Annotated in this window: 24 protein-coding genes and 1 tRNA gene; 14 read left to right on the forward strand and 11 right to left on the reverse strand. The window is 49.6% G+C overall.

Translation table 11 applies throughout. The features are described 5' to 3' along the window. Positions 1-20: 20 nt before the first annotated feature. The 3 genes from H6G50_RS06410 to crtO all read right to left on the reverse strand — a co-directional run bounded on the left by H6G50_RS06410 (position 21) and on the right by crtO (position 2,936). A complete protein-coding gene (locus tag H6G50_RS06410) occupies positions 21-311 on the reverse strand; it encodes a cupin domain-containing protein (protein WP_190714417.1) in 291 nt (96 codons plus the stop codon). A gap of 295 nt (positions 312-606) precedes the next feature. Beyond that, positions 607-1,230, reverse strand: coding sequence for a ribonuclease H-like domain-containing protein (locus H6G50_RS06415; RefSeq protein WP_199302735.1), 624 nt, complete (start codon positions 1,228-1,230; stop codon positions 607-609). A gap of 26 nt (positions 1,231-1,256) precedes the next feature. Beyond that, on the reverse strand, positions 1,257-2,936 hold the full coding sequence (gene crtO, locus H6G50_RS06420; protein ID WP_190714614.1) for a beta-carotene ketolase CrtO: 1,680 nt from the start codon (positions 2,934-2,936) through the stop codon (positions 1,257-1,259). A gap of 271 nt (positions 2,937-3,207) precedes the next feature. Between crtO and H6G50_RS06425 the strand changes: the two genes are divergently transcribed. Continuing rightward, the gene (locus H6G50_RS06425; protein WP_190714419.1) at positions 3,208-3,540 is read left to right on the forward strand and encodes an STAS domain-containing protein; all 333 of its coding nucleotides are present in this window, start codon (positions 3,208-3,210) and stop codon (positions 3,538-3,540) included. 69 nt (positions 3,541-3,609) lie between these two features. Here H6G50_RS06425 and H6G50_RS06430 read toward each other — a convergent pair whose 3' ends face one another. Next, the gene (locus H6G50_RS06430; protein WP_190714422.1) at positions 3,610-4,746 is read right to left on the reverse strand and encodes a SpoIIE family protein phosphatase; all 1,137 of its coding nucleotides are present in this window, start codon (positions 4,744-4,746) and stop codon (positions 3,610-3,612) included. A gap of 221 nt (positions 4,747-4,967) precedes the next feature. Between H6G50_RS06430 and H6G50_RS06435 the strand changes: the two genes are divergently transcribed. The 5 genes from H6G50_RS06435 (at position 4,968) to H6G50_RS06455 (ending at position 8,180) form a co-directional block, all read left to right on the forward strand. Continuing rightward, complete coding sequence (locus H6G50_RS06435) at positions 4,968-5,417, forward strand: ATP-binding protein (RefSeq protein WP_242032732.1); 450 nt, start codon at positions 4,968-4,970, stop codon at positions 5,415-5,417. Positions 5,418-5,763: 346 nt separating this feature from the next. Further along, on the forward strand, positions 5,764-6,195 hold the full coding sequence (locus H6G50_RS06440; RefSeq protein WP_190714616.1) for an anti-sigma regulatory factor: 432 nt from the start codon (positions 5,764-5,766) through the stop codon (positions 6,193-6,195). Next, entirely contained in the window at positions 6,192-7,016 is an 825-nt protein-coding gene (locus H6G50_RS06445) for a sulfurtransferase (RefSeq protein WP_190714426.1), read from the forward strand. The genes H6G50_RS06440 and H6G50_RS06445 overlap by 4 nt, the downstream gene beginning before the upstream one ends. A gap of 230 nt (positions 7,017-7,246) precedes the next feature. Then, positions 7,247-7,627, forward strand: a complete 381-nt coding sequence (locus H6G50_RS06450; protein WP_190714428.1) for a hypothetical protein — start codon at positions 7,247-7,249, stop codon at positions 7,625-7,627. A gap of 145 nt (positions 7,628-7,772) precedes the next feature. Continuing rightward, the gene (locus H6G50_RS06455) at positions 7,773-8,180 is read left to right on the forward strand and encodes a caspase family protein (RefSeq protein WP_190714430.1); all 408 of its coding nucleotides are present in this window, start codon (positions 7,773-7,775) and stop codon (positions 8,178-8,180) included. Positions 8,181-8,287: 107 nt separating this feature from the next. Here the strand turns inward: H6G50_RS06455 and H6G50_RS06460 are convergent, their stop codons facing one another. Then, a complete protein-coding gene (locus H6G50_RS06460) occupies positions 8,288-9,349 on the reverse strand; it encodes a tetratricopeptide repeat protein (RefSeq protein ID WP_190714432.1) in 1,062 nt (353 codons plus the stop codon). Between the two features lie 305 nt (positions 9,350-9,654). Between H6G50_RS06460 and H6G50_RS06465 the strand changes: the two genes are divergently transcribed. Then, positions 9,655-10,074: a ketosteroid isomerase family protein gene (locus tag H6G50_RS06465; protein WP_190714434.1), complete on the forward strand. Its 420-nt coding sequence runs from the start codon at positions 9,655-9,657 to the stop codon at positions 10,072-10,074. A 167-nt stretch (positions 10,075-10,241) separates the two neighbouring features. On the opposite strand, the gene H6G50_RS06470 is transcribed toward H6G50_RS06465, so the two are convergent. Together H6G50_RS06470 and H6G50_RS06475 are read right to left on the reverse strand one after the other, a co-directional pair. Further along, complete coding sequence (locus tag H6G50_RS06470) at positions 10,242-10,727, reverse strand: DUF3368 domain-containing protein (RefSeq protein ID WP_190714435.1); 486 nt, start codon at positions 10,725-10,727, stop codon at positions 10,242-10,244. Beyond that, positions 10,724-10,975 carry a UPF0175 family protein gene (locus H6G50_RS06475; RefSeq protein ID WP_199302736.1) on the reverse strand — a complete coding sequence of 84 codons (252 nt, stop codon included), beginning with the start codon at positions 10,973-10,975 and terminating at the stop codon, positions 10,724-10,726. The genes H6G50_RS06470 and H6G50_RS06475 overlap by 4 nt, the downstream gene beginning before the upstream one ends. Before the next feature lie 313 nt (positions 10,976-11,288). Here H6G50_RS06475 and leuS point away from each other — a divergent pair, with 313 nt between their 5' ends. Then, positions 11,289-14,018: a leucine--tRNA ligase gene (leuS, locus tag H6G50_RS06480; protein ID WP_190714436.1), complete on the forward strand. Its 2,730-nt coding sequence runs from the start codon at positions 11,289-11,291 to the stop codon at positions 14,016-14,018. 225 nt (positions 14,019-14,243) lie between these two features. Here the strand turns inward: leuS and H6G50_RS06485 are convergent, their stop codons facing one another. Beyond that, positions 14,244-15,281 carry a glycosyltransferase family 2 protein gene (locus H6G50_RS06485; protein ID WP_190714437.1) on the reverse strand — a complete coding sequence of 346 codons (1,038 nt, stop codon included), beginning with the start codon at positions 15,279-15,281 and terminating at the stop codon, positions 14,244-14,246. A gap of 580 nt (positions 15,282-15,861) precedes the next feature. Here H6G50_RS06485 and H6G50_RS06490 point away from each other — a divergent pair. Then, on the forward strand, positions 15,862-16,248 hold the full coding sequence (locus H6G50_RS06490) for a hypothetical protein (protein ID WP_190714438.1): 387 nt from the start codon (positions 15,862-15,864) through the stop codon (positions 16,246-16,248). A gap of 120 nt (positions 16,249-16,368) precedes the next feature. Here H6G50_RS06490 and H6G50_RS06495 read toward each other — a convergent pair. From H6G50_RS06495 to hisF, 3 genes are all read right to left on the reverse strand, one after another. Continuing rightward, a tRNA-Ala gene (locus H6G50_RS06495) sits at positions 16,369-16,441 on the reverse strand. 65 nt (positions 16,442-16,506) lie between these two features. Continuing rightward, the gene (locus H6G50_RS06500) at positions 16,507-16,713 is read right to left on the reverse strand and encodes a hypothetical protein (protein WP_190714439.1); all 207 of its coding nucleotides are present in this window, start codon (positions 16,711-16,713) and stop codon (positions 16,507-16,509) included. Between the two features lie 115 nt (positions 16,714-16,828). Continuing rightward, positions 16,829-17,599, reverse strand: coding sequence for an imidazole glycerol phosphate synthase subunit HisF (gene hisF / locus H6G50_RS06505; protein ID WP_190714440.1), 771 nt, complete (start codon positions 17,597-17,599; stop codon positions 16,829-16,831). Between the two features lie 291 nt (positions 17,600-17,890). Here hisF and H6G50_RS06510 point away from each other — a divergent pair, with 291 nt between their 5' ends. From H6G50_RS06510 to H6G50_RS06530, 5 genes are all read left to right on the forward strand, one after another. Next, positions 17,891-19,429, forward strand: a complete 1,539-nt coding sequence (locus tag H6G50_RS06510) for a ferredoxin--nitrite reductase (RefSeq protein ID WP_190714442.1) — start codon at positions 17,891-17,893, stop codon at positions 19,427-19,429. Between the two features lie 249 nt (positions 19,430-19,678). Continuing rightward, positions 19,679-21,001: a CmpA/NrtA family ABC transporter substrate-binding protein gene (locus tag H6G50_RS06515; protein WP_190714444.1), complete on the forward strand. Its 1,323-nt coding sequence runs from the start codon at positions 19,679-19,681 to the stop codon at positions 20,999-21,001. Positions 21,002-21,233: 232 nt separating this feature from the next. After that, positions 21,234-22,100, forward strand: a complete 867-nt coding sequence (ntrB, locus tag H6G50_RS06520) for a nitrate ABC transporter permease (protein WP_190714446.1) — start codon at positions 21,234-21,236, stop codon at positions 22,098-22,100. Positions 22,101-22,217: 117 nt separating this feature from the next. Further along, entirely contained in the window at positions 22,218-24,218 is a 2,001-nt protein-coding gene (locus H6G50_RS06525; RefSeq protein ID WP_190714448.1) for a nitrate ABC transporter ATP-binding protein, read from the forward strand. A 130-nt stretch (positions 24,219-24,348) separates the two neighbouring features. After that, positions 24,349-25,188 carry a nitrate ABC transporter ATP-binding protein gene (locus H6G50_RS06530; protein ID WP_190714450.1) on the forward strand — a complete coding sequence of 280 codons (840 nt, stop codon included), beginning with the start codon at positions 24,349-24,351 and terminating at the stop codon, positions 25,186-25,188. The last annotated feature ends 104 nt before the right edge of the window (positions 25,189-25,292 follow it).

Genomic DNA, 25,292 nt, shown 5'->3' on the forward strand with positions numbered 1-25,292 from the left:
CGGGAGTATGGAGGTAAGGGCTAGGAAAATTGGTAGTGCTTTTTAACGTTTTTGGTAATTTTCCAAGTGCAGGACATTCCAGCGGGAAAGGTGACGAGATCGCCTTTTCCCATACGGACGGGTTCGCTTCCTTCAGGTTGAACTGTTACTTCGCCTTCGAGAAAGTAGCAGGTTTCTGTTGCGTCATAAGTCCAGGGAAATTCGGAGATTTCTTTCGTCCAAATCGACCAGCTTTCAACGTTGAGTTGTTTGAGGCGTTCGGGGCTGGGTTGATTTTCGATTTTGATTTCGGCGGTATGATGGGTTGGCATTTTCGATCCCCTGTGACAATGAGATTTTAACGGTTTAACCTTTTATAGAAGGGCGAATGCCATTCGCCCCTACCTGTTCTCGGTAGGGACATTTTATCGATAAACGTCCCTACAAAATGTGGCTTTAACAGAATTAGAACTCCAGAATTGCATTTTTGTCAAGCCCAAAGTCGGTTGCAAAATCGAAATTACGAGTTCCCCAGAGCGAGGGCATAACAATGTTATGCCCTTACGAAAATTTAAATTGTGTAGAGAAGAGCAATATATAACGTCTCTACAGTGCAGGATGACCTTATTAATGCTCGAAAATGTCTTTAAATTGCATTAAGTCTAAGGAGACGAAGACGGGCAAACATTCAAAGCATTGTTGGGCGATACGATCGCGGCCTTCGCGTTCTAGCATGGCGATTAGCTTATCTTTAGCACTCAGCAGATAGCGCACGTCGTTCATTGCGTAGCGCAATTGTTCTTCTGTGAGATGGGCGGCGTTACCCCAGTCGGAACTTTGAGAGGTTTTATCGAGTTCGATGCTTTCGAGTTCTTGGATCAGGGATTTGAGTCCGTGTTGGGAGGTGTAGGTACGGGCGAGTTTGCTGGCAATTTTGGTGCAGAAGATGGGGCGGGTTTGGATGCCAAAAGTATGTTGAAGTTGAGCGAGGTCGAAGCGGGCAAAGTGAAAGACTTTGAGAACGCGATCGCTTTCCATCAGTTTTTTGAGGTTGGGGGCTTCGGTTTGCCCTTTAGCAATGCGGATGGCGGTGACGCGCTGCTGAGAATCGCACAGTTGTACCAAACAAAGCCGATCGCGCTGCGGAATTAAGCCCATTGTTTCGGTATCGATCGCGATCGCGTCTTCTTCAAGATACTGTTCGAGCCTATCGTTAGGAAGGTCGCGATCGCAAGCTAGAAAGTCAATCATGCTGATTAAAAATTAAAAATTGAAAATTAAACTCCGAGCATCGATCGCAAATAATCTCGCGCATCCGTCAATCGACGCGACCAAGGCTGCTGCGCTTGGATAAAAGCACGCGCGCAATTTCGCCCCGGCATCCCCGAAATCGAACCGCCGGGATGCGTTCCCGCACCCGTTAAATATAAACCCTTAATCGGCGTTTTATAATCGGCAATTTCGGGCAACGGTCGCAAAAAGACCATTTGATCCAACGTCATATCCATGTGATAAACATTCCCCTTATACGCGCCCAAACGACGGGCAATTTCGGCGGGACTTTCGACGCGGCGAGCGATAATCGAAGGATGTAAATTGGGGGCATATTCGGCGAGTTTGTCGAGGACGCGATCGGCGACGCGATTTTTAACCTCCTCAGTCCATCCCGTCCCATCCAAACCCGTCCCCTCCGCCCCAGCAATCTGGTAGGGGGCAAAAAATTCAATCCAAAGCGTATGCTTGCCTTCTGGAGCCATAGAAGGGTCGAGAACGGTGGGACAGACGACGTACATCGAGGGGTTTTCGTCGGGAATTTCCCCAAAAAGGGTGAGGGCGTGACTCTTCTCGACGTGGTTCACCGAGTCGGCGATTAAAACCGAGCCGATGAGATACTCGTCTTTGTGGTCGTAGCGCTCGAAACGGGGCGGTTCGGAGAGGGCGCAATCGATTTTGAGGATGGCTTCGTTGTTATTGGCAATTTTGCGCTCGATGCGTTCGGCGAGTTTAGCATCGATTTCGTTGACAGTGCCGCGATCGAGCAGTTGCAGGAAAACGCGGCGCGCGTCGATGTTGGAAATAATACCGAGATTGGCGCGATACTCCTTCCCGTCCTCCGTCCGCACGCCCGCCGCGCGATTATCGTCTAAGAGAATTTCTTTAACGGGTTTGTCGGTGAGAATAATTCCGCCTTTTTCGCGCACGAGATTAACGAGTGCATCGACAAGCGCGCCCGTACCACCTCGCGGTCGCGTCATTCCAGGGGAGTGGCGCATCGCCATCATCATCGCGCCGACAGCAATTCCTTTTTGGGAAGGGGGCGCGCCAATTTCGGCAGCGAGACGGGCGAGAGGCGCTCTAACGATTTCTGTATCGAACCACTCTTCGATGAGATCGGTGGGCGAGGTAATCATGTTGCGCAGGAATTCCAGCGCTTTATTTTTCGAGCCGATTAGGGAGAAAAAGTCTTTAAATTTGTCGCGATCGAAGTTGCTGGCAATATCGAGTAGGGCGGTGGGTGGGGCGTTGAATAAGGGCGCGATCGCGCGGGAAAATCGCTCCCAATACTCGACAAACTCGGCATATTTTTGCGCGTCGCGATCGCTGTAACGGGCAATTTCCGCGCAAGTGCGATCGACCGACTGATGGGCTAAAAAATACTCCCCGTTTGGATGGGGACAAAATACGACCGGATCGCAGGTCAGGTAGTCCAAACCGTAGCGGGTGAGTTGAAGTTCGCGAACCACCGGCCCGAGGTGGATAAACTCGTGGTCGATCGCGCACAGGTTAAACTTAAAGCCCGGTGCTTCCTCGGGCAGCACTTCCTCCGTCGTCGCCGCACCGCCAGGAACCGAACGTTTCTCCAGCAGCAAAACACTGTACCCTTCTTGGAGTAAGTAAGCCGCGCAGACCAGCCCATTGTGACCTGCACCGATAAGAATTACATCGTAAGTTTCCATTGCTGCTGTCTTCCTTGCTGCGATCGCCCCGTTTAAATTTTCCCACGATCTCGGCAATTCTGCCGACCCTCGAACGGAGATGTTTATTCTGCCAAAACGACCGCAGAAGGATTATTCTAACAATAGTTGACAGATAACTAATTATGTGTATAGACTGCCTGAATCTTTCTGTTTTCCATCTTTTCCAAGTTAAACTCTAGCTGAAAGTTAAACCCTTGGTTATACTAGCAAAGACGGAGAGACCCGCGAGTTAGAGAAGTATCATTAAAATATGGATCCTGTGATTAAGTTTATCGAACCTTCTGGCATTCTTGACGGCACAAAAGCTGGCGAATTCCGCGAAGAAATCAGCGATAGCGTCAAAAATGGTGCAGATACAATTTGTATCGATTTTAAAGATGTAACCTTTATGGATAGTTCTGGGTTAGGGGCGCTAGTCCTAGCCTTAAAAACCGTTCGGGCGGCGGGAACTAAACTGTATATTTGTTCGATTAACGATCAAATAAAAATGTTGTTTGAACTCACCAGCATGGATCGAGTTTTTGAAATTTTCCCCAATCGTGCCGCCTTTGACAGCGCTATCCTGTCCCAACAAAACAATTAAAACTCTTTATCGTTCCCGCTTGGGATTCAGCCAGCGCTTTCGGGGTGCGATCGCGCTGCGCGTCAATCTTCATTCAAAATCAATCTGTACGATCGAGAGATCGTCATCAAAGGAATCGCGCGGATTAACTTCTTTGACTTCCTCAATGAGAAAGTCGAGATTCCGTTGCAATTTAGCCTGGTAATTTTTTAAGCGATCGACAAAATTGTCATATCCCCAAATTTCGCCATCCGTTTGATTGATTTCATAAATTCCATCGCTAAAAATATACAGACTGGAGGCCGGCGAAATTTCACAGCTTTGCTCGACATATTCCACTCCGGGAAACATCCCCGCCGGAAAGCCCGGGGTTTTGAGAAGCTCGACTTGAAGACCCCCTCCAGCGGGCGAAATCAACACAGCCGGAGGATGCCCGCCACTTGCGTAAATCAGTTGGCGGGTTTTCTGGTTGTACACGCCGTACCAAATCGTAAAATATTTGTCGTTGCGCTGGGTCATTTGAAACGCATCGTTGAGATTGCGCAGAACGTCGCTGGGCTGGCGATAGTCCACTTGCACTAAGCTCTGAGAGCGCAGCAAATTGATCACCGAAAGCGAAGGTAAAGCCGATCGCAACCCGTGTCCGGAAACATCCAGCAAATAAATTGCCAAATGTTCCTCATCCAGCCAAAAATAATCAAAACTATCGCCACCGAGACGACTGCACGGCACAAAACGGACATCAATGCGGACGGGCGGTTCCAGCAACGGTTCGGGCAGAATCGAACGAACGTACTCTGCCGCTTCCAACAGTTCCGCTTCGAGGCGGTGTTTTTGCTGCTGGAGATCGCGACTGAGTTCGTGCTGCCGCAATCCCGATCGCACCCGCGCGTTAAGCTCGAACATTTCCACCGGCTTGCAGACAAAATCATCCGCTCCAGCATCCAACCCCTTAACCCGCGATTCTACCGAACCCATTGAAGTCAGGAGAATAAAAATCGTGGTGGATAGCTCGGGCGTTGCCTTCACAGCGCGGCAAACCTCGATTCCGCTCAGGCGAGGCATCACCCAATCGCAGATAACCAAGGCAGGGCGCATGGCTTTTGCTTTAGCGAGTCCTTCTTCACCATCGCTCGCAATTTCAACTTCGTACCCTTTTTTCGCGAGCGCTCGCTTGAGCAAAACTTGGATAGCTGGATCGTCATCAATTACCAGGATTTGAGCCATGACCAATGCGTTGTTTGGATGAGGTAAACGGGGGAAAACTGTAAGGTCTTTTCAATCTCTATAGGGAGAACGTATACAGTAACTCTAAACAATTACTCGCTCGATAGGGGTAATAATAGTGCGTCCTGGTCAATCTTGGGTTAAACTGAATTGGTTTGTAAGCCTCGAGCTAATGCAAACCCCTGCGGGATTTCGCCCTTTCTATTGGTCTTATTGACAGGTTGCGTTTAGAGCCATTGAACTTCCCGAAAAAATCTCTTCTAACTGTTCCGACGAAACTAGATGCGTTAAACCAGGTTTTATCGTGGTTTGACAGCAATCGTCAACCCTTAATTCCTCAGAAAGATTGGTTGCAGTGTCAACTCGCTCTGGCTGAGGCGTTTACGAATGCGGTTCGTCACGCTCACAAAGGTTTGAGCGAAGATACGCCGATCGACTTAGAGGTTTTACTGTACCCCACCAGTATAGAACTGCGAATTTGGGATTGCGGTGCGCCATTTGACTTAGAAAACCGGATCGAAACCCTTGACAGACAACCCAACGAGCACTGCGGAGGCGGACGCGGATTGATCTTGATGGATCGAATTGCCGATCGCCTCAGTTACCGTCGCGTTGACGAACAACGGAATTGTTTGGTGCTGGTTAAAACATTTGAAATTGAAAACGCTTGACAGACGCATGACGATCTCGACTTCGTACCCTTTTTTCGCGATCGCTCGAGCAAAACTTGGAGAGCGGGGTCGTCATCAATTACCAGGATTTGAGCCATGACCGATGCGTTGTTTGGATGAGGTAAACGAGGGCAAACTGTAAAGTCTTTTCAATCTCTGTAGGGAGAACGGAAGCAACAATTCTAAACAATTCCCTGCTCGATAGGGGTAATAATAGTGCGTCTTCACCGAACTTGGGTTAAACTGAATTGGTTTGCAAGCCTCGAGCTGATGCAAACCGCTAAGCCAATCCCTGCGGGGTTTTGCCCTTCCCACTGGTCTCATCGACAGGTTGCCTTTAGAACCATTGAACTTCCCGAAAAAATCTCTTTTAACTGTTCCGACGAAACTAGATGCGTTAAGCCAGGTTTTATCGTGGTTTGACAGCAATCGTCAATTAATGCCTCAGAAAGATTGGTTGCAGTGTCAACTGGCTCTGGCTGAGGCTTTTACGAATGCCGTTCGACACGCTCACAAAGGTTTAAGTGAAGATACGCCGATTGAGTTAGAGGTTTTACTGTATCCCACCAGTATAGAACTGCGGATTTGGGATCGCGGTGCGCCTTTCGACTTGGAAGGATATATCAAAACCTTGGACGAACAACCCAATTATCACTCAGGGGGTCAACGCGGGTTGATCCTGATGAAAAGTATTGCCGATCGCCTCAGTTACCGTCGCGTTGACGAACAGCGGAATTGTTTGTTGCTGGTTAAAACGTTTGAAGTTTCCAGCCCATGACTTTCGACCTTATCTCCGCACCAGCGTTAGCCCAGCAGAGCGATCGCGCGTCGGTTGCAATTGTTGACTGTCGCTTCTCTCTAGCCGATCCTCAACTCGGACGGCAGCAGTACGATCGCGGCCACATCCCCGGCGCATATTATCTCGACCTCGATCGCGATTTATCCTCCCCAAAAGGCGCGCGCGGCGGTCGCCATCCCCTCCCCACACCCGACGCATTAGCCCCAAAACTCGCGGCAATGGGCATCGAGCCAGAAACCCTCGTTGTTGCCTACGATGACTCCAAAGGAGCATTTGCAGCGCGCTTGTGGTGGTTATTGCGCTACTGGGGTCGCGATCGCGTTGCCTTACTGGACGGCGGTTGGTCGGCTTGGGTTGCAGGCGGCTATCCCATCAGTACAGAAGTTCCCGCCCCAAAAGCCGGAAATTTCCAGCCTCAAGTGCGAACCGATTGGACGGTGGATCTGGAGGAAGTCAAAGCGCGCAAAGATTTACCGGGAGTCGTACTCATCGACGCACGAGAAAGCGATCGCTATCGGGGCGATCGCGAACCCATCGATCCCGTCGCCGGACATATCCCCGGTGCAGTTAACCATTTCTGGCAAGACGCTTGCGACGATCGCGGCTTTTTTCTTCCCCCCAACCTCCAACAACAGCGTTGGGCGCACCTCGCCCCAGAGGACGAAATCATCGTCTATTGCGGCTCGGGCGTAACCGCCTGCGTCAATCTCTGGTCGATGGCCGCCGCCGGTATCTCTGGTGCAAAGCTATATCCCGGCGGCTGGAGCGAGTGGTGTTCCGCGGAAACTCCCCCCGCTTAGAGCGCGAGTCCAGTTGAAAGACTTGACAGAATTTGTTAATTGTGTATTGTGCTTGGAAGAATTTCCGGTGTAGGACGGACATTGCCGTTTTCGGCTTAAATCCAAGAACGTAAGGGCGAATAGCATTGAACGTAGGGGCGAATGGCATTCGCCCTAAAGCTCAATCCCGCTCCCCTGAATCGTCAAATCCCTCTGCCATAATTGAGAATGAATACATCGCGCCCTCCCTTATGTCAGAAAACACCCTTCGTATCGTCACCCAAGACTCAATTAACCCTTCCGAAGGTCGAAAAGATCCGACAAGTTCGGCCAGTGCGGGATATTGGGACGACGACGCAGAACCAGCACCCATTGCACCCCGTCGCGGCAATCTCACCTTTCATGAAATCGGGGCAGAAAAGCTCGAAAAAGAATTAGTGCGGGTGCTGCGCGTTCTCGATACTTCCCTCAGTCGCGCTATGCAACAAGCGAACCTGCAATCGGTGGAATTAAATGAAGTCGAAGTCTCCGTTGCGATTTCCGCTAACGGTTCCTTAAGCATTCTTGGATTGGGTGCAGAAATTGGCGGCAGCAGCAGTATTACATTGAAACTGAAACCCAAGGGACAATAAGCATTGATATTTTGTAGGGTGGGCAGCGCCCACCAGCCTTAAGTTCAGTGCCATTCCGTTATAGATAACGTTCCCCTGAAGTAGAAGTAGGGTGCGTTAGCGAAGCGTAACGCACCATTATATCCGTTTATTTTCCCGATAAAACATGGCAAAAAATTGGGCAATCTGTGTCGGTATTAACCAATACGCTCATCTTCAACCCTTGCGCTACGCACGGGAAGATGCACGCCAAATGCACGAGTTCCTCAAAACTGAAAGCTTCAATCGGATTTTGCTATTGTGCGACGGTAATTCAGAACCTAAAACCTATCCCTCTTGTAACAACCTCTGGCACGCTCTCAACAGTATTAAAGACCAAGATAAAGCAGCCCACGACGGCGATACGTTTAACATTTGGTTCTTCTTTAGCGGTCATGGAATGCGCTTTAATGGCAAAGATTATCTCATGCCAGGGGAGCAACAGAGAGTTCTTCTCCCCCCTCGCCCAAAATTGGGAGAGGGGGGTCGGGGGGGTGAGGGCTGGGATGACGCTATAACAAACACTCGTGCTTAAGTTGACACCAATGTCGCCCCTACCCAATTTTGTCATAACTGCCTTGGCGATGGCTATAGCTTAAGCTTATTGCAGAAAGAACGAGAATTGCGCTGTAAGCTCGTAACTTAAGGCAGTCGATATAAAACTCGCTCTATTTCGTTACGCAAAAAGGCTTCTTGTTGCGTATCTTGGTTAGCAACGGCGCTCTCGAGGGCTTGCTGGAAGAATTGGTAAGCTCGCGTCCAATCCCCCATCCGATGGTACACTTGTCCGGTCAGGCGCAAGGCGATGAGTTCGCGATCGGGCTGTCCGTTTTCCTTTGCCAGCGCCGCCCAGCGCTTCAATTCCGTCAGCGCTGCCTCGGTTTTACCCCCCGCCAGGTAAGCGCGCGCTAAACCAATGGTGGCATTTAAACTGCCGGTAGGATCGATCGCTTCCCGAGCCAGTTGTCGGGCGATACCGTAGGAAATTTGCGCTTCTTTGTAGTTTCCCGCCGCAAAATAAGCATCACCCAAGCCGTTGCGACTGTTAATTTCGCCCAAAGGATCGCTAGCGCGACGGCGGTATTGAATGGCGCTTTCGTATTGCTTGATGGCTTCTATATAGTTGCCCCGACGAACGGCGAGTAAACCCAAATTGCTGCGGCTGAGTCCTTCGCCTTCGTTGCTGTCGATACTTTCCGCGATCGCGAGGGCTTCGCGAAAGGCGGTTTCTGCACCCTGAAAATTGTCGTACTGAAGGAGAATCGTACCGACGTTATTATACCCGAAAATCTGACCGCGAAAATCATTGCGATCGCGCGCCACGCCCAACCGCATCCGCAAGTACCGTTCCGCCGCATCAATGCGATCGAGCTTCAGATACGTCATCCCCAAAAAATCGTAAGTCTGCCCCAGCGCTTGTGTCTCGCCCAAACGCTGGTAAATGTCCGCCGCTTGCAACCAATAGTCAATCGCTTTGCGATATTGCCGCTGTTTTTCTGCCTCGCCCCCAAAGCGCACTAATCGATCCGCTTCTTCCCGCGAACTGCCTTGCGTGCCATTGTTCGTAGGCGCGTAGAGGGGATCGTCAAACAACTGCGCGCCAACCGAGTGAGAATAACCCGCAATTCCTCCCGTTGCGACAACCAGCGCTAAAAGAGCAGCCGGATAGTTCTGTGGTAAAAAATATTGCCAGCGTTGCAACATGGCCGCATCCCCCGTTATGACTCTCTCCGGATTTTATGATACGCTGTCGGGTTCGCGATCGGCTACTTTAACTCCTCGCAGAGTAATTCTCCGCTATACCAGCAGAATTAGGGCATTGCAGTGCAATGCCCCTACAGGTGTATAAAATTTCGTCTGCTTGGTGGCAGAATTTCGCTCTAACAATCCGTTCGGGGCGTTTGTCGTCGTCTCTCGTCCTTTACCCTTTAAAGTCCGCCTAGAAGGGGAGGCTTGAGACTGACTCTCTCGGTAAACTAAAAAGCCGTAAACCAAGTTCTCAACTCCGGATGGTTCCTAAAGATATGTTAGAGCATACTACTGTGTCGATCGAAGGTGTCGATAATGCTACCGTTATTCGCTACATGGATGACATGAACGCCAATGACTTTGATGCCTTAATCGAGTTGTTTGCTCCCGACGGTGCGATGCACCCTCCTTTCCAAAAACCGATTGTCGGAAAGGAGGCAATTCTTCAGTTCCTCCAGGAAGATTGCAAAAACCTCAAAGTCGTACCAGAATCCGGCGTTGAAGAACCAGCAGAAGAGGGGTTCGAGCAATTTCGAGTTAAGGGGAAAGTTTATAGTCCTTGGCTTAATGCTTGGGTGAATGTGGCTTGGCGCTTTTCACTCAATCTGGAAGGGAAAATTTCTTTAGTTGCGATCGAGGTTATTGCGTCTCCGAAAGAATTGTTGAAGTTTGTTAGTTAAGAGCGCTTAATATCAATTGAATATAACGTTGCACAGAATCGACTCTTCTCAATTTTTGACTGAGATAATGGTGCGTTACGCTTCGCGCTCCGCACCCTACTTCTGATTCTATGCAGCTTCAGATCGTATTGGGTATGAGTCCCGATACGATGCGGCAGAGATATCTTCTATTCTCCGACATCCCTCAGCGTTTGCTCGTACAAAGCGCGATCGACTCGAAAGCCAGCCTGCTGCATTAAGTTGTCTAAAATCGGCTTGACTGCTGGAATTATTCCTAACATTTTGGCAGCATTCAAAACCCCCAATACTCCTGTAATCTTTAATCCATATTGGGCTGCTATTCTTCTTCCCATCCGTTCATCAATGAGCAAACGATCGGCTTTCAATTGAAGGGCTAGCGCGATTGCTTCTGCCTCGCCCTTGTCTAATTCATTTTCTAAGGTTGCTACGAATTGAAGATCGGTGGGGATTTGTACTTGAAGCCAAGTTGCTGTAAGGTATAAAGAAAGATCGATTCCAAAATTTTGAAGACAACGGATCTCGCGATCTACCTCGGGTGGGATTATAACTTGTCGATAAATTTGCTGAATTAACTCGAGTTGTCCCACGATTAAGAGATTGCTCAGTGGGGAAGTATTGCTGACAACTATCATCGCCAATTATTCTCGCGCAGGCTTTTCATATCCGCCTGATATTCCTCCAATCCATAATGAACGCAAATGTCCCGATTTGCCAGCAAATGCTGAAATTCAAACTGGTGCATTCGAGCAATTTGTGCTGCTTTTCCCAAGGTAATGCGTTCCTGTTGAAAAAGAAGAACGGCAATCTCTCGCAATAATTCAGCCTCGGTTAACTCAGCAGTCCGAGCAATATTATCGGGTATATCGATCGAAATTCTCATGCTTGACTCCCTACAGCCGACGGTTGAATAATAGGGTTCGTTTTTCTTATTGTATCTTGCCGGTCGATCGCGATTACAGGCATTTGTCTAACGTTAATGGAGAAGTCCTGATTCCTGGGAATTCAAAATTACTTTAAACAAACTTAGGCTCCTTACTTCTTTCCCGATTGCGCCCCTAACGCCGTGTAACTTGTTATGCTACTCTTAACGACTTCACCGCTCCCTTCCCCAGCCAAAGCGCGCGGCGGTAGAAGGCTGTAGCACCGATACGTTAGAATATGCACGAATTCCATCCCATCAGGAGAGAGTAATTGTGGAGTCCCGATATAATGCCGCCGCGATCGAGCAGAAATGGCAAAAAGCATGGGCAGAAGCGGGTTTAGATACAACCCCCGACAACGACAAGCCCAAATTTTACGCCTTATCCATGTTCCCTTATCCTTCGGGGAACCTGCACATGGGCCACGTTCGCAACTATACCATCACCGATGCGATCGCGCGCCTGAAGCGGATGCAAGGATATCGAGTGCTGCACCCAATGGGATGGGATGCCTTTGGACTGCCTGCCGAAAATGCCGCGATCGATCGCGGAATCCCCCCCGCCGAGTGGACGTACCAAAACATCGCCCACATGAAGCAGCAACTCCAACAACTCGGACTCTCCCTCGACTGGGAACGCGAAGTCGCCACCTGTTCCCCTGACTACTATCGCTGGACGCAGTGGCTTTTCTTACAATTCTACAGCGCCGGACTCGCTTACCAAAAAGAAGCCGCCGTCAACTGGGATCCCATCGATCAAACCGTCCTCGCCAACGAACAAGTTGATAGCGAAGGGCGTTCCTGGCGTTCCGGTGCGATCGTCGAACGCAAACTTTTGCGTCAGTGGTTCCTCAAAATTACCGACTACGCCGAACAACTCCTCAACGACTTAGACAGCTTAACCGGCTGGCCCGATCGCGTCAAGACGATGCAAGCCAACTGGATAGGCAAATCCATCGGCGCGTACCTCGAATTTCCCATCGTCGGAATGGATGAAAGCATCGGCGTATTCACCACCCGCCCCGATACCGTCTGCGGCGTAACCTACGTCGTTCTCGCCCCAGAACACCCCTTAACGCCCCGCGTCACCACCCCAGAACGCCAAACCGCCGTCGAAACCTTCATCTCTGAAGTCGCCAGCGAAAGCGAAACCGAGCGCACCGCTGAAGATAAGCCCAAACGCGGCATTCCCACCGGCGGAACCGCAATTAATCCCTTCACCGGCGAGGAAATCCCGATTTGGATTGCCGATTACGTCCTCTATGAATACGGAACCGGCGCAGTGATGGGCGTTCCCGCGCACGATATCCGGGATTTCCAATTCGCAAAACAGAACGACTTACCGATTAAAACCGTCATTATCCCCGAAGGCGGCGATGCCAGTCAGCCCTTAACAGAAGCCTACGTCGAACCGGGAATTATGGTCAATTCCGGCGAATTTGACGGAATGAATTCAATTGACGGCAAACAGGCGATTATCGAGGCTGCCGAAAAACAAGGGTACGGTAAAGCCAGAATTCAGTACCGCTTGCGCGATTGGTTGATTTCCCGCCAACGCTATTGGGGCGCGCCGATTCCGATTATTCACTGCCCTAGCTGCGGTGCGGTAGCCGTTCCCGATGCCGATTTACCCGTGCGTTTACCCGAAAGCGTCGAATTTTCAGGGCGCGGCCCTTCGCCGCTGGCTAAGATGGAAGATTGGGTTAACGTTCCCTGTCCCAGTTGCGGCGAACCGGCGAAGCGGGAAACCGATACGATGGATACGTTTATCGATTCGTCGTGGTACTTTTTGCGCTATGCCGATGCGAAGAACGAAGAGACGGCGTTTGCGAAGGCGAAGGCGGATGATTGGATGCCGGTGGATCAATATGTGGGCGGCATCGAACACGCGATTTTGCACTTATTGTACTCGCGATTCTTTACGAAGGTGTTGCGCGATCGCGGCCTTACGAATTGCAGCGAACCCTTCAATCGCCTTCTCACCCAAGGCATGGTACAGGGGATGACGTTTAAAAATCCCAAAACCAATAAATACGTTCCCTCCGCAACCGTTAAAGTTGCCGAACCCGACGCAGTTTTTGCCACAGCCGTTCGGGAAGGGAAGGTCGAAAAAGTGACCTTTAAAAATCCCAAAAACGGTAAATATATCGATTGTAACTTTTCTGAAAAGGGACAATTTAAAGTTAACCCCGAAGAACCCAAAGACCCCAATACTGGCGATTCCTTACAAATCTTTCAAGACCCAGAAACTGGCGATTTCTTGCAAGTTTTTTACGAGAAAATGTCCAAATCGAAGTATAACGGTGTCGATCCGGAAGATGTATTATCCAAATATGGCGCAGATACGGCGCGAATGTTTATCCTCTTTAAAGCGCCGCCGGAAAAGGATCTAGAGTGGGATGATGCCGACGTTGAAGGACAATTCCGCTTCTTAAATCGCGTTTGGCGTTTAGTTGGCGATTTGATCGAAAAAGGCGGCAGCGCGAACGATAAGAAGGCAGCGCCGAAATCGAAAGAAGAAAAGGATTTATATCGCGCCATTCATACCGCAATTAAAGAAGTTTCGGAAGATATGGAAGGAGATTATCAGTTTAATACTGCTATCTCTGAAATGATGAAACTCAGCAACGCGATAACCGATTCTCCTTGTAAAGATTCGCCCATTTATGCTGAAGGAATCGAAACGCTGTTGATTTTACTCGCGCCCTTCGCCCCGCACCTTGCTGAGGAATTATGGCATGAATTGGGTCATCAAGACTCGGTTCATACCGTTGCTTGGCCCGAACACAAACCCGAAGCCTTAGTGGTCGATGAGATCGTTTTAGTGGTACAAATTAATGGAAAAGTACGCGGAACGATTCAAGTTCCCGCCAGTTCTTCTAAGGAGGAATTAGAAGAATTTGCGCGTAAGTCTGAGGTAGCGGATAAGTATATTACGGGCAAAGAAGTTCGTAAGGTTATCGTCGTTCCGGGCAAATTAGTTAACTTTGTGGTTGCCAATTAAAGGGAATTGGTAGGCGCTGCCTACCCTACCAAATGTCTTAACTCAAACAATTGTAGAGACGTTGTACACAACGTCTCTACAAAGGAAACGTGGCGAACAAAGAAAGCAAGTACATCATTAGAATAAGCGAGTCCAATCTCTAGTCGGAGATTGGACTCGCTGGCGTTGAAATCGGGTTATTGAACTTGGGGCAACGAATATACTCTTCTTTGCTCTCCAAAAAGTTTACGAGAGTGCTTCCTCGGTTTTCGCACGAGTGGATATGGGTTGCCGTGCAACAGAAGGTTGAGAACTGGCATTCGAGTTACGCTTCTGTGCGAGTTCGTAAACGAATTGCTGAACCTTCTTCGCTTTGCGCCATCCTAATAGCGCACAAAGCGGTTTAAGCTTAGCACCAATGACGGGTTGCACGTCCGAACCGCCTAATTGTGCAACGCGGCGTTCTGCTTGCTCGCAAATATTCGGGACACTCGGATAGACTTCGTAAAAGAAACGCTGGAAGCGGTTAGCACAAGCCTTGCGGGTTCGGGGGCTATTTTCTACGGCTAATAAGTGCTTCATGCAAAATTCTAGCGAGTAAAAGCGGGATACTTTGGAGCGATCGGAACTTTGCTTGCTGAGACTGCCACTGATACCCGTGCGGTAGTAGGCTTTTGCTTTTTGACAGAAGCGGATACCACTGCTGGCAAGCAGGATGCGGCAGAAGTATTCGCCATCGTCATCGGGGTTAGAAGGTAAACTTTCGTTCCAAGGTCCTGCGGCTTTGGCAACAGCGCGAGGAAAGAGCCAAACTCCGGGATTCATCATCCAGTTATTCTCCCATGCTGTGGTAACCCAATCGACCGGATCTCGGTCAGTCCACAGGGGTACGGGGACAAACTCGGCTTGACTCGGGTCTTGGTAAAAAATTCCCCATTGGCACGCTGCGACGCAGTTTGGATTCTCCGCTAACACTGCCATCTGAATTTCGATTTTATCGGCAGTCAGGAGATCGTCTGCGTCTAAATATTGAATATAGTCTCCGCTTGATTTCCGAAATGCTGCATTGCGTGCAGCACAAGCGCCTTGATTTTTTTGAGAAAAAACTTTAACGCCGCGCGATTCGTAGCGACGGGCGATTTCTAGGCTGCGATCGCTCGAGCCGTCATCTACCACAATAATTTCTAAATTCTGCCATGTTTGAGCCAGAGCCGATTCTAGCGTCTCGGCTAACCAGGGTTCGGCGTTGTAACAGGGGATAAGGATAGAAACTAAGGGTTGCATAGAACTCGACGACTCCTAAATTTAAGGACAACCAAAACAAGTGATAGGTGAAATTGGGGCTGTAATTTCGCTCTGTTCCAACTCCGTACTTACTAAATTACACGGTAAATTAAAGAATGCGTAGAGTTTTTGTGAATTTTCTGTGAAGATTGGGGTTCTGAACTGTGAATTTTTTGTGAAGGTCGAGCTTTACACGGGAAATGCCGACGCTAGAACAACGTATTCATGAACTTTACAGGATTGCTCTCCCCGACCGACTCCTCCTAAAGGAGGGGATGCGATCGCATTCCGAAAATGCGTAAAAGCCCTTATTTGTCAAACTCACCACAAACCTCGGTAAGAAATTGAGGTTCCATCGGGAGGGAACAAGTCGTAAAGACACGGTAATTAAGCTGAGGTTTCTGCGGATCGGTTTTCAATAGGGATCGGTATTAATCTCGCAGAGGAGGTATTTCCCTGCATTGCTGCGTTCCGACATTCTGCTAATCTAATTCAAGGACGCAACCTCAACAACGAGGGTTGCTAAGGACATCGGTTAAATGGTGCATTCTTGAGACCCCTTTTGAAGAGCAGGAGCGACATGAAATATCTAATTGATTTTTTAGGTTTTCTCATTAAAGCAACGATCGCCGCCTTCGCGATCGCATTACTCCTAATCTTTCTTGCCACTTTAACCACCGCGATTGGTCTCGAACTGAGTTTCCCTCCCTTTTTCTCCTCGCTTCCCGACCAATTCAGTTTTCTCAACCCCGTCTTTCACTTTTTCGAGCCAATTGTTAACGCTGTTAAATCCTTCGGCTCGTTCGTGGGGGAAAAACTTCAGTTTCTCGGGCCTACCTTAAGAACAACTCAATCTTTTGTCCGCAGCACGGGCGATTTTATGTTGCTCTGGGGGCATCGCATCATGGTCTTTGCCATCATCGGCGGCATGATCTATTTTATTCTTTCGATTCTTAAAAACTGGTAGTCCTAAATAGCAGCAGAGGCGACCGTGAATCGAAGTCCCTCTAATACCCTCCCCCAATACCGGCAGACTTATTTTAGGCGCGGGAGTACGCCTTTAAGTTTTTTATAATCTTGCAAACAATGGAGCTAAGCGGATTCGAACCGCTGACCCCTGCAATGCCATTGCAGTGCTCTACCAACTGAGCTATAACCCCTTGACTAAGCCTTATCTAGTATAAGGCACGCGATCGCATACCGTCAACACTCTTATTAAAACTTTTTAATAATTTAACGGGACGCTTGCATGAGTGAGATAGATGAGACAGCGATCCATCAAAAAGTAAACGACAAGCGTAGAAGCGGCAGCTAGCGCCACTAACATTCCCGCCAACATCAAAGAAGATTCTCGCTGCTGAACTGCTCCTTGAATGAGGTGCAACGACCAAGCCACCAAAGCAACATCAAAAATTAAAATAGGTAACAGCATTTTTTAAGAATCGTAAACTTTACTCCATTCTAATACATCTTCAAGGGGTAATAGCACGTATAATTGTCGATCGCCCAACTTTGCCTAGCTGGATTTCCCGACTTGCGTGCGAAGATTAGAGCGAGCGAACCGGAATGCGATTTTCGCTCAAATGGTTTTTAATTTCGGCAATACTCAGTTGTCCGTAATGCAGTAGGGACGCTAAAAGCGCGGCTTCAGCTTTCCCGTCTGTGAGCGCTTCGTAGATATGCGCCACATTGCCCGCCCCGCCCGAAGCAATAACCGGAATTTCTACGCGTTGTGCGATCGCGCGAGTCAATTCTAAGTCGTACCCCGCCTGAGTTCCATCCGCATCCATACTCGTTACCAACAACTCGCCCGCACCGCGTCGTTCCACTTCGGCGGCCCATTCCAACGCATCCAAACCCGTATTCTCCCGTCCGCCGCGCACGTAAACATCCCAACCCGGACGGTTAGGATCCGTTCTGCGCTTAGCATCGATCGCCACAACAATACATTGCTTGCCGAAGCGATCGCTCGCCCGATTCAGAAACTCCGGATCTCGCACCGCAGCAGAATTAATGCTCGTTTTATCCGCTCCTGCCCGTAACAAATTTTTAATCATTTCTAAGGAATTAATGCCACCGCCCACCGTGAGGGGAATAAAAACTTGTTCGGCAGTCCGGTAAACAACATCAACGATAATGTCTCGATCTTCGTGCGTCGCCGTAATATCGAGAAAAACGAGTTCATCTGCCCCCGCATCGTTATAAACCTTAGCTAATTCCACCGGGTCGCCTGCATCTTGGAGGTTAACGAAGTTAACACCTTTAACGACGCGCCCCGCTTTGACATCGAGGCAAGGAAGGATTCTTTTTGCGAGCATGGTGAAATTCAGGAATTATGAGACCTAAGAGGAAATTTTATCGCGAGACGGTTCTTTCATTGCGTGCAATCCCTCTCCAAGCATTCGTATTCCTTAGCTCTGCTTCAAGAGCGCTCCTCACTTTAAAATGTAAAAAATACATAACTTTTATGTTATTCGTACATTTTATGTAAATGAATGTAACACTTGCTACAAATCCTTAATAATCCCTCGATTAACCTGTAGGGCATCAAGAGCAATCCTCAATTGTTGCTGGAATGGGGTTGCTCGGCTAGTTAAGGATGCAACGCTATGATTGCGACGACTTCGCCCGCAACCAGCCAGAATAAATTTGAAAAGTTCAAGGCTGAGAAAGATGGTTTAGCCGTTAAAGACGAACTCGAGCGTTTCGCCCAAATGGGGTGGGAAGCAGTCGATAAAACCGATCTAGAACATCGTCTCAAGTGGCTGGGAATTTTTTATCGCCCTGTCACTCCCGGCAAATTTATGTTGCGGCTGCGGATTCCTAACGGAATTCTGACCAGCGAGCAAATGCAAACTCTCGCTGAAATCGTCCAACGCTACGGCGAAGATGGCAGCGCCGACATTACCACCCGACAAAACTTACAACTGCGCGGGTTACGTCTCGAGGATATGCCCGACATCTTCCAACGCCTGAAAGCGGTGGGGATGACTTCGGTGCAATCGGGGATGGACAACGTGCGCAATATTACCGGTTCGCCGGTGGCAGGTATCGACGGAGACGAATTGATAGATACGCGCGAGTTGGTCAAAAACGTCCAAGACATGATTACCAACTCTGGCGAAGGCAACCCGGCTTTCACCAATCTGCCGCGTAAGTTCAATATTGCCATTGAAGGCGGGCGCGATAACTCAGTTCATGCCGAAATTAACGATATCGCCTTCGTTCCCGCTTATAAAGACGGAGAATTAGGATTTAACGTCGTTGTGGGGGGCTTTTTCTCAGCTAAACGCTGCGAAGCTGCCATACCCTTGAATGCTTGGGTTCCGCCCAACGATGAAGTCGTAGATTTATGCCGAGCTATTTTAACCGTTTATCGAGACAATGGCTTGCGAGCCAATCGCCAAAAAGCACGCTTGATGTGGTTGATTGATGAATGGGGTCTCGATAAATTCCGCTCTGAAGTCGAAGCAGAATTGGGGCGAGAACTGAAAACAGCCGCAGAGAAAGATGAAATTGACTGGGATAAGCGCGATCGCATCGGAGTTTACAAACAACTCCAACCCGGTTTAAACTATGTCGGCCTGCACGTCCCTGTCGGACGCTTCACGGCTGATAATCTCTTTGAACTGGCGCGTCTGGCCGAAGTTTACGGCGAAAGCGAAATTCGCCTCACCGTCGAACAGAACGCCATTATTCCCCATATTCCCGACGACAAACTCGCCGCTTTCCTGGCAGAACCCCTGCTCGAGCAGTTTAGCATCGACCCCAGTCCGCTAACGCGATCGCTCGTCTCCTGTACTGGCGCGCAATACTGCGGCTTCGCCCTCGTCGAAACAAAACAACGCGCCCTCGCGATTGCCCGAGAACTCGACAGCGAACTCAACTTAGCCCACCGCGTCCGCATCCATTGGACGGGATGCCCTAACTCCTGCGGACAGCCCCAAGTCGCCGACATCGGCTTAATGGGAACCAAAGTTCGCAAAGATGGCAAAACAGTAGAAGGCGTAGACCTTTATATGGGCGGAAAAGTTGGCAAAGATGCCCACCTCGGAACTTGCGTCCGAAAAGGTATCCCTTGCGACGAATTGCCCGAGGTCTTAAGAGATATCTTAATAAACGACTTTGGTGCAACGCCAAAACATTAAGGTGGAATTCAAAATGCTGAGATGAAAAGCATTACCTGAATAGCCTAGTTTTTCCCCGACTGCCTTAAAACTTAAGTCTCGTTGCCTCCCGCCTACTCGAAATCAACGCCAACCTTCCTTAAATCGGCTTGATTTCTAATCTTGCCTGCCAAAATTTCTTCGTCTTCACGCGAAAAATACTCTCTACATTGGGTGTCGAGAGAATAGCCAAAAAATCAATTCTTAAAACTGCCAGACAATCCAAGAACTATGTCAAAACTTTCTCGTCGTCGCTTCCTCCTCACTTCCAGTGCAGCCGCCGCCGGTACTGTTATCCTGCATGGTTGTGTGCCTAATTCTTCCGGCAGTTCCTCCACCTCCGCCTCTCCGGCTGGCGAATCTCCCGCTCCCGCCCCCAGCCTCAGCGAAGCAGACAAACCTGAAGTGGCTACCGCTAAACTCGGCTTTATTGCTCTGACGGATGCGGCTCCCCTCATCATTGCCAAAGAAAAGGGCTTCTTCAATGAATTTGGGATGACCGACGTTGAAGTTCTCAAGCAAGCCTCTTGGCCCGTCACGCGAGATAACCTCGAACTCGGTTCCAGTGGCGGCGGTATCGACGGCGCGCATATTCTCTCGCCCATGCCCTATTTGATGACAGCCGGGAAAATCACCAAACAACCCGTGCCGATGCAAATTTTGGCAAGGTTAAATGTTAACGGACAAGCTATTTCCGTCAGCAAAACCTACCTCGATAAAAAGGTTGCTCTCGATAGTAAAGGACTCAAAGAAGCGCTCAAAGGTAAGGCAGATGCTACCGCAGCAATTACCTTCCCCGGCGGCACGCACGACCTGTGGATGCGTTACTGGCTCGCAGCCGGAGGTGTTGACCCGACTAAAGATATTAAAGTTATTCCCATCCCGCCGCCGCAAATGGTTGCGAACATGAAATCGGGGACGATGGACACTTTTTGCGTGGGCGAACCTTGGAACGCGCAACTCGTTAACCAGAAGCAAGGATACACTGCTTTAGTAACCGGCGAACTTTGGAAAAATCACCCCGAAAAAGCCTTTACAATGCGTAAAGACTGGGTTGAAAAAAATCCAAAAGCTGCTGTTGCATTGCTCAAAGGTATTATGAAAGCTCAGCAATGGTGCGAGAAAGCTGAAAATAAAGAAGAGATGTGCAAAATCATCGCTAAAGACCAATGGTTAAAGGTTCCCGTTGAAGATATTATCGGTCGTTCTAAAGGCGAAATTGATTACGGCGACGGACGCAAAGAAACCAAGCCCGATATCGCTATGAAGTTCTGGGCAGATAACGCCTCCTTCCCCTACAAGAGTCACGATCTGTGGTTCGTTACTGAAGATATTCGCTGGGGATATTTACCAGCCGATACCGATGCGAAAAAACTCGTTGATGAAGTCAATCGTTCCGATCTCTGGAAGGAAGCAGCAAAAGCCCTTGGGGTTGCCGAGGCTGAAATTCCGAGTAGCGATTCTCGCGGGGTTGAAGAATTTTTCGATGGCACAAAATTTGACCCAGAAAATCCCAAAGCTTATTTAGATGGATTGAAGATTAAGAAAGCTTGATTCTCCCTATCTCCCTTTGTTCAAGGGGAGGTTGAAAAACAAGAAAAGCCTCATTAAGGGTGAATTGGAAAGGCTAACAGCCAATAAGCTCGCTTAAAAGAGAAATGAAAATCCTTAAAATCCCCCTTCACAAGAGGGGGATTTAGGGAGATCGAAAAGCTCTCGCGATCGCAACATACTACGCCCCGACCGTCAAATTAAATCTTAAACCTTTCTCTTTCTCTAAATTCTCATGGTCGCTCCCACTGACAGCTACGTTAAAAAGCCGAACTTTCTCGTTACTCTGATTCAAAAGCCGCCGAAAAAACTTCTGCGTCCAATGGTTGCGATTCTCTTCGTTCTCACCGTCTGGCAAGTGATTTGTAGCGCTCCCGGCGCACCGCTACCGAGTCCTTCTAAGGTGGTGAGCGACACCTGGGAATTAATCGTCAATCCCTTCTTCGTTCGCGAAGGAACTGATGTTGGCATTTTTTGGCAAATCTTCGCGAGTTTACAGCGCGTTGCAGTCGGCTATTCGTTGGCAGCAATTGTTGGAATTAGTGCCGGAATTCTCCTCGGCTGTAATCCTTTTCTGTATGATGCTTTCGATCCACTCTTTCAAGTTTTACGCACCATTCCCCCCCTCGCTTGGCTGCCGATTTCGCTAGCCGTTTTCCAAGCTTTTAACCCCTTGGAAAAAGCGGGCGTAAAGGTAAATGAAGTTGCTGCAATTTTTGTGATTTTTGTCACTGCGGTGTGGCCGATTGTAATGAATACCACTGTCGGCGTACAGCAGATTCCCCAAGATTACAAAAATGTCGCTAAAGTGCTGCAACTGCCTGCGAGAAAGTATTTCTTTAAAATCCTTTTCCCCGCTTCCGTTCCCTATATCTTCAGCGGTTTGAGAATCGGCATCGGCTTATCTTGGTTGGCAATCGTCGCAGCAGAAATGCTGGTGGGCGGTGTTGGAATCGGCTTTTTTATCTGGGATAACTACAACAGTTCTCGTACCAGCCATATCATTCTCGGTCTGCTCTATGTCGGGATTGTCGGCTTGTTGCTCGATCGCCTGATTGCCTTTATCGCTCGATTGGTCGTTCCAGAAGAACAAAAAGAATAATTTTTAGAAAGAGATCCATCCGTTCCGAAATCTCAGCATTTGCTGGCGATCGCTGCTCGCTTTACCTGAAGATAGCGAACTGAATAACTGGAAACTGGTAATTTTTAGAGAACTGTCATGCAATCCTTCCTTGAAGTAGACCACGTAGACCGCATCTTTCGCCTCCAAAACGGCGGCAACTACGTCGCCCTCAAAAACATTCAACTCGACATCCAGCAAGGTGAATTTATCACCCTCCTCGGTCATTCCGGCTGCGGTAAATCCACCCTGCTGAACATCATCGCCGGACTCGATCGCCCCACGCAAGGCGGCGTTGTCCTCGAAGGTAAAGAAGTTCGCGCCCCCGGTCCGGATCGCATGGTCGTTTTCCAAAACTACTCCCTTCTTCCTTGGATGACGGTGCGCGAAAACATTGCCCTCGGAGTCGATGAAGTCCTGCAAAATCTCCCCGCTGGCGAACGCAACCGCCTCATCGACCATTACATCGAAGTTGTCAAACTGCAACACGCCGCCGATAAACGCCCCGGCGAACTCTCCGGCGGGATGAAACAGCGAGTCGCGATCGCGCGCGCGCTTTCCCTCCGCCCCAAAGTCCTCCTCCTCGACGAACCCTTCGGCGCTCTCGATGCCTTAACGCGCGGCGGTTTGCAAGAACAATTGATGCAAATTTGTCAAGAGAGTAACGTCACCTGCATCATGGTGACGCACGATGCCGACGAAGCCCTGCTGCTGTCCGATCGCATCGTCATGCTTACAAACGGCCCCGCCGCCCACATCGGTCAAATCCTGGAAGTTCCCTTCCCGCGCCCTCGCAGCCGCATGACCGTCGTCAACCACCCAAAATACTACGCCCTGCGCGGCGAAATCGTCTACTTCCTCGAACAGCAGAAAAAAGCCAAAAAACGCAAAGTTCAAGCGCCTGCTGTCGTTGCCGCTAACGGCCTCGAAAAAGTCAACCTCGAAATTGGCTTTATCCCCCTCACGGACTGCGCCCCCCTCGTCGTTGCCAAAGAAAAAGGCTTCTTTGAAAAACACGGTCTCACTCAAGTCAAACTAATCCGCGAACCGAGTTGGAAAGTCATCTCTGAAGGGTTGCGCGAAGGTCGCCTCGATGCCGCTCAAGTCGTCGCCGGAATGCCCATCTCCATTACCCTCGGAATGGGCGGTAACGATCCCGTACCAATGGTGACAGCCCTTACCATGTCCCGCAACGGTAACGCCATCACCTTCAGCAAAAAACTCTACGATCAAGGGATTCGCACCCTCGCCGACTTCAAAGCCGCGATCGATCGCGACCCCGATACCGTACATACCCTCGGTATGGTTCACCCCTCCTCCATGCACAACTTAATGTTGCGCCACTGGCTGGCCTCCGGCGGTATCGATCCCGATCGCGATGTCAACATCACCGTCATTCCCCCCGCCCAAATGGTCGCTAACCTCAAAGCGGGTAACATTAGCGGCTATTGCGTCGGCGAACCCTGGAACTCCCGCGCCGTCAACGAAGGCATCGGCTTCGTCATCGCCACCGACCTCGATATCTGGTCGGGACACCTCGAAAAAGTCCTCACCGCGCGCGAAGACTGGGCGGCAAAATATCCCCAAACCCACCTCGCCCTCGTCAAAGCGCTACTCGAAGCTTGCGAATACTGCGACGACCGCCGCAACCGCGAAGAAATCTTGCAATTCCTCTGCCGTCCCGAATACGTGGGTGCCGATCCTGTCGATCTTCGTCCCGGTTTCATCGATCCCTACGATCGCGGCACCGACGAACTCCAAGTCCTCGATCGCTATAACCAATTCTTCGTTGCTAAAACCAACTGTCCCAAACGCACCGAAGCCCTGTGGGTACTGACTCAAATGGCGCGTTGGGGGATTACGTCCTTCCCCCGTAACTGGCTCGATATTGTCGAACGGGTGCGCCGCGTCGATGTTTACACCGAAGCCGCTACTCAACTCGACCTACCCGCCCTCGAACCCGATCGCCGTCCGATTCAGTTTACAGACGGTACGACCTTCAACCCCGATGACCCGATCGAATACCTCAACCGTTTAGAAATTAAGCGCCCGATTCGCGTTGAGGAAATCGACATCGATCGCCCTGCCGTTCTCGTTTAAGCGTGAAGGAAAGTCGTTTTTGCCCGATAGAGAAGTGTTTTAGCTTCCAGTAAAACAAAGGGCAAAAGTTTCAAATGCTCCACTTTTGCCTGTCCAGTTCTCTATTTTCTCTGAATCCATTCTAAGAGTCATGCAAACCTTGAATTCCCAAACTTTAGACAAACTTAAGAAATCGCCTGACGCTAGCTTTTTGGAAATCGACAGCGTTTCCAAAATTTACCCCACGCCCAAAGGCGACTATACCGTTCTCGATGGCGTAAATCTCACCGTCCAGGAAGGGGAATTTATCTGCTTGATCGGTCACTCGGGTTGCGGTAAATCGACGCTACTCAACATGGTTTCGGGTTTGAATAAGCCTACCCTCGGCGAAGTGCGGATGAAGAATCAACGCATTACCAAACCCGGTCCCGATCGCATGGTCGTTTTCCAAAACTATTCGCTCCTACCTTGGCTCAGCGTTTACGAAAATGTCTATCTGGGAGTTGACGAGGTTTTTGCCCACAAATCCAAAGCTGATAAAAAAGCGATCGTAGAGGAACATCTAGAGTTAGTCGGACTGACTGAAGCCGCCAATAAAAAGCCGACCCAAATTTCTGGGGGGATGAAACAGCGAGTCGCGATCGCGCGCGCCCTAGCCACTCGTCCCGAAGCCTTAATCCTCGACGAACCCTTCGGTGCATTAGACCCCATCACTCGCGAAGAACTGCAAGAAGAACTGCTGAAAATTTGGGAAGACCACAAAATCACCGTCATGATGATCACCCACGACATCGACGAAGCCTTATTTTTAGCCGATCGCCTCGTGATGATGACCAACGGACCGGCCGCCCGGATTGGCGAAATTCTCGATATTCCTTTTCCCCGTCCGCGCAATCGCGCCCGCCTCGCTGAAGATCCCCGTTACTACGAACTCCGCAACGAAGCGCTCGACTTCTTATTCCATCGATATGCCCACGACGATACGGAATAATTCGTAATTCGTAATTCGTAATTCGCCTGTCCGCCCGTCCCCTTTGGGCTGTAGAGTCCTTCAACAGCTTTTCCCTTTGCCTTGCCGATAACTTTGCATTCAGT

The sequence above is a fragment of the Oscillatoria sp. FACHB-1406 genome, assembly GCF_014698145.1.
Lineage (GTDB): Bacteria > Cyanobacteriota > Cyanobacteriia > Cyanobacteriales > Spirulinaceae > FACHB-1406.

Bases quoted from the DNA above. Each gene is read 5' to 3' on its own strand.
- H6G50_RS06410 (WP_190714417.1), bottom strand. From the start codon at position 311: ATGCCAACCCATCATACCGCCGAAATCAAAATCGAAAATCAACCCAGC.
- H6G50_RS06415 (WP_199302735.1), bottom strand. From the start codon at position 1,230: ATGATTGACTTTCTAGCTTGCGATCGCGACCTTCCTAACGATAGGCTC.
- crtO (WP_190714614.1), bottom strand. From the start codon at position 2,936: ATGGAAACTTACGATGTAATTCTTATCGGTGCAGGTCACAATGGGCTG.
- H6G50_RS06425 (WP_190714419.1), top strand. From the start codon at position 3,208: ATGGATCCTGTGATTAAGTTTATCGAACCTTCTGGCATTCTTGACGGC.
- H6G50_RS06430 (WP_190714422.1), bottom strand. From the start codon at position 4,746: ATGGCTCAAATCCTGGTAATTGATGACGATCCAGCTATCCAAGTTTTG.
- H6G50_RS06445 (WP_190714426.1), top strand. From the start codon at position 6,192: ATGACTTTCGACCTTATCTCCGCACCAGCGTTAGCCCAGCAGAGCGAT.
- H6G50_RS06450 (WP_190714428.1), top strand. From the start codon at position 7,247: ATGTCAGAAAACACCCTTCGTATCGTCACCCAAGACTCAATTAACCCT.
- H6G50_RS06455 (WP_190714430.1), top strand. From the start codon at position 7,773: ATGGCAAAAAATTGGGCAATCTGTGTCGGTATTAACCAATACGCTCAT.
- H6G50_RS06460 (WP_190714432.1), bottom strand. From the start codon at position 9,349: ATGTTGCAACGCTGGCAATATTTTTTACCACAGAACTATCCGGCTGCT.
- H6G50_RS06465 (WP_190714434.1), top strand. From the start codon at position 9,655: ATGGTTCCTAAAGATATGTTAGAGCATACTACTGTGTCGATCGAAGGT.
- H6G50_RS06470 (WP_190714435.1), bottom strand. From the start codon at position 10,727: ATGATAGTTGTCAGCAATACTTCCCCACTGAGCAATCTCTTAATCGTG.
- H6G50_RS06475 (WP_199302736.1), bottom strand. From the start codon at position 10,975: ATGAGAATTTCGATCGATATACCCGATAATATTGCTCGGACTGCTGAG.
- H6G50_RS06485 (WP_190714437.1), bottom strand. From the start codon at position 15,281: ATGCAACCCTTAGTTTCTATCCTTATCCCCTGTTACAACGCCGAACCC.
- H6G50_RS06490 (WP_190714438.1), top strand. From the start codon at position 15,862: ATGAAATATCTAATTGATTTTTTAGGTTTTCTCATTAAAGCAACGATC.
- H6G50_RS06500 (WP_190714439.1), bottom strand. From the start codon at position 16,713: ATGCTGTTACCTATTTTAATTTTTGATGTTGCTTTGGTGGCTTGGTCG.
- hisF (WP_190714440.1), bottom strand. From the start codon at position 17,599: ATGCTCGCAAAAAGAATCCTTCCTTGCCTCGATGTCAAAGCGGGGCGC.
- H6G50_RS06510 (WP_190714442.1), top strand. From the start codon at position 17,891: ATGATTGCGACGACTTCGCCCGCAACCAGCCAGAATAAATTTGAAAAG.
- H6G50_RS06515 (WP_190714444.1), top strand. From the start codon at position 19,679: ATGTCAAAACTTTCTCGTCGTCGCTTCCTCCTCACTTCCAGTGCAGCC.
- ntrB (WP_190714446.1), top strand. From the start codon at position 21,234: ATGGTCGCTCCCACTGACAGCTACGTTAAAAAGCCGAACTTTCTCGTT.
- H6G50_RS06525 (WP_190714448.1), top strand. From the start codon at position 22,218: ATGCAATCCTTCCTTGAAGTAGACCACGTAGACCGCATCTTTCGCCTC.
- H6G50_RS06530 (WP_190714450.1), top strand. From the start codon at position 24,349: ATGCAAACCTTGAATTCCCAAACTTTAGACAAACTTAAGAAATCGCCT.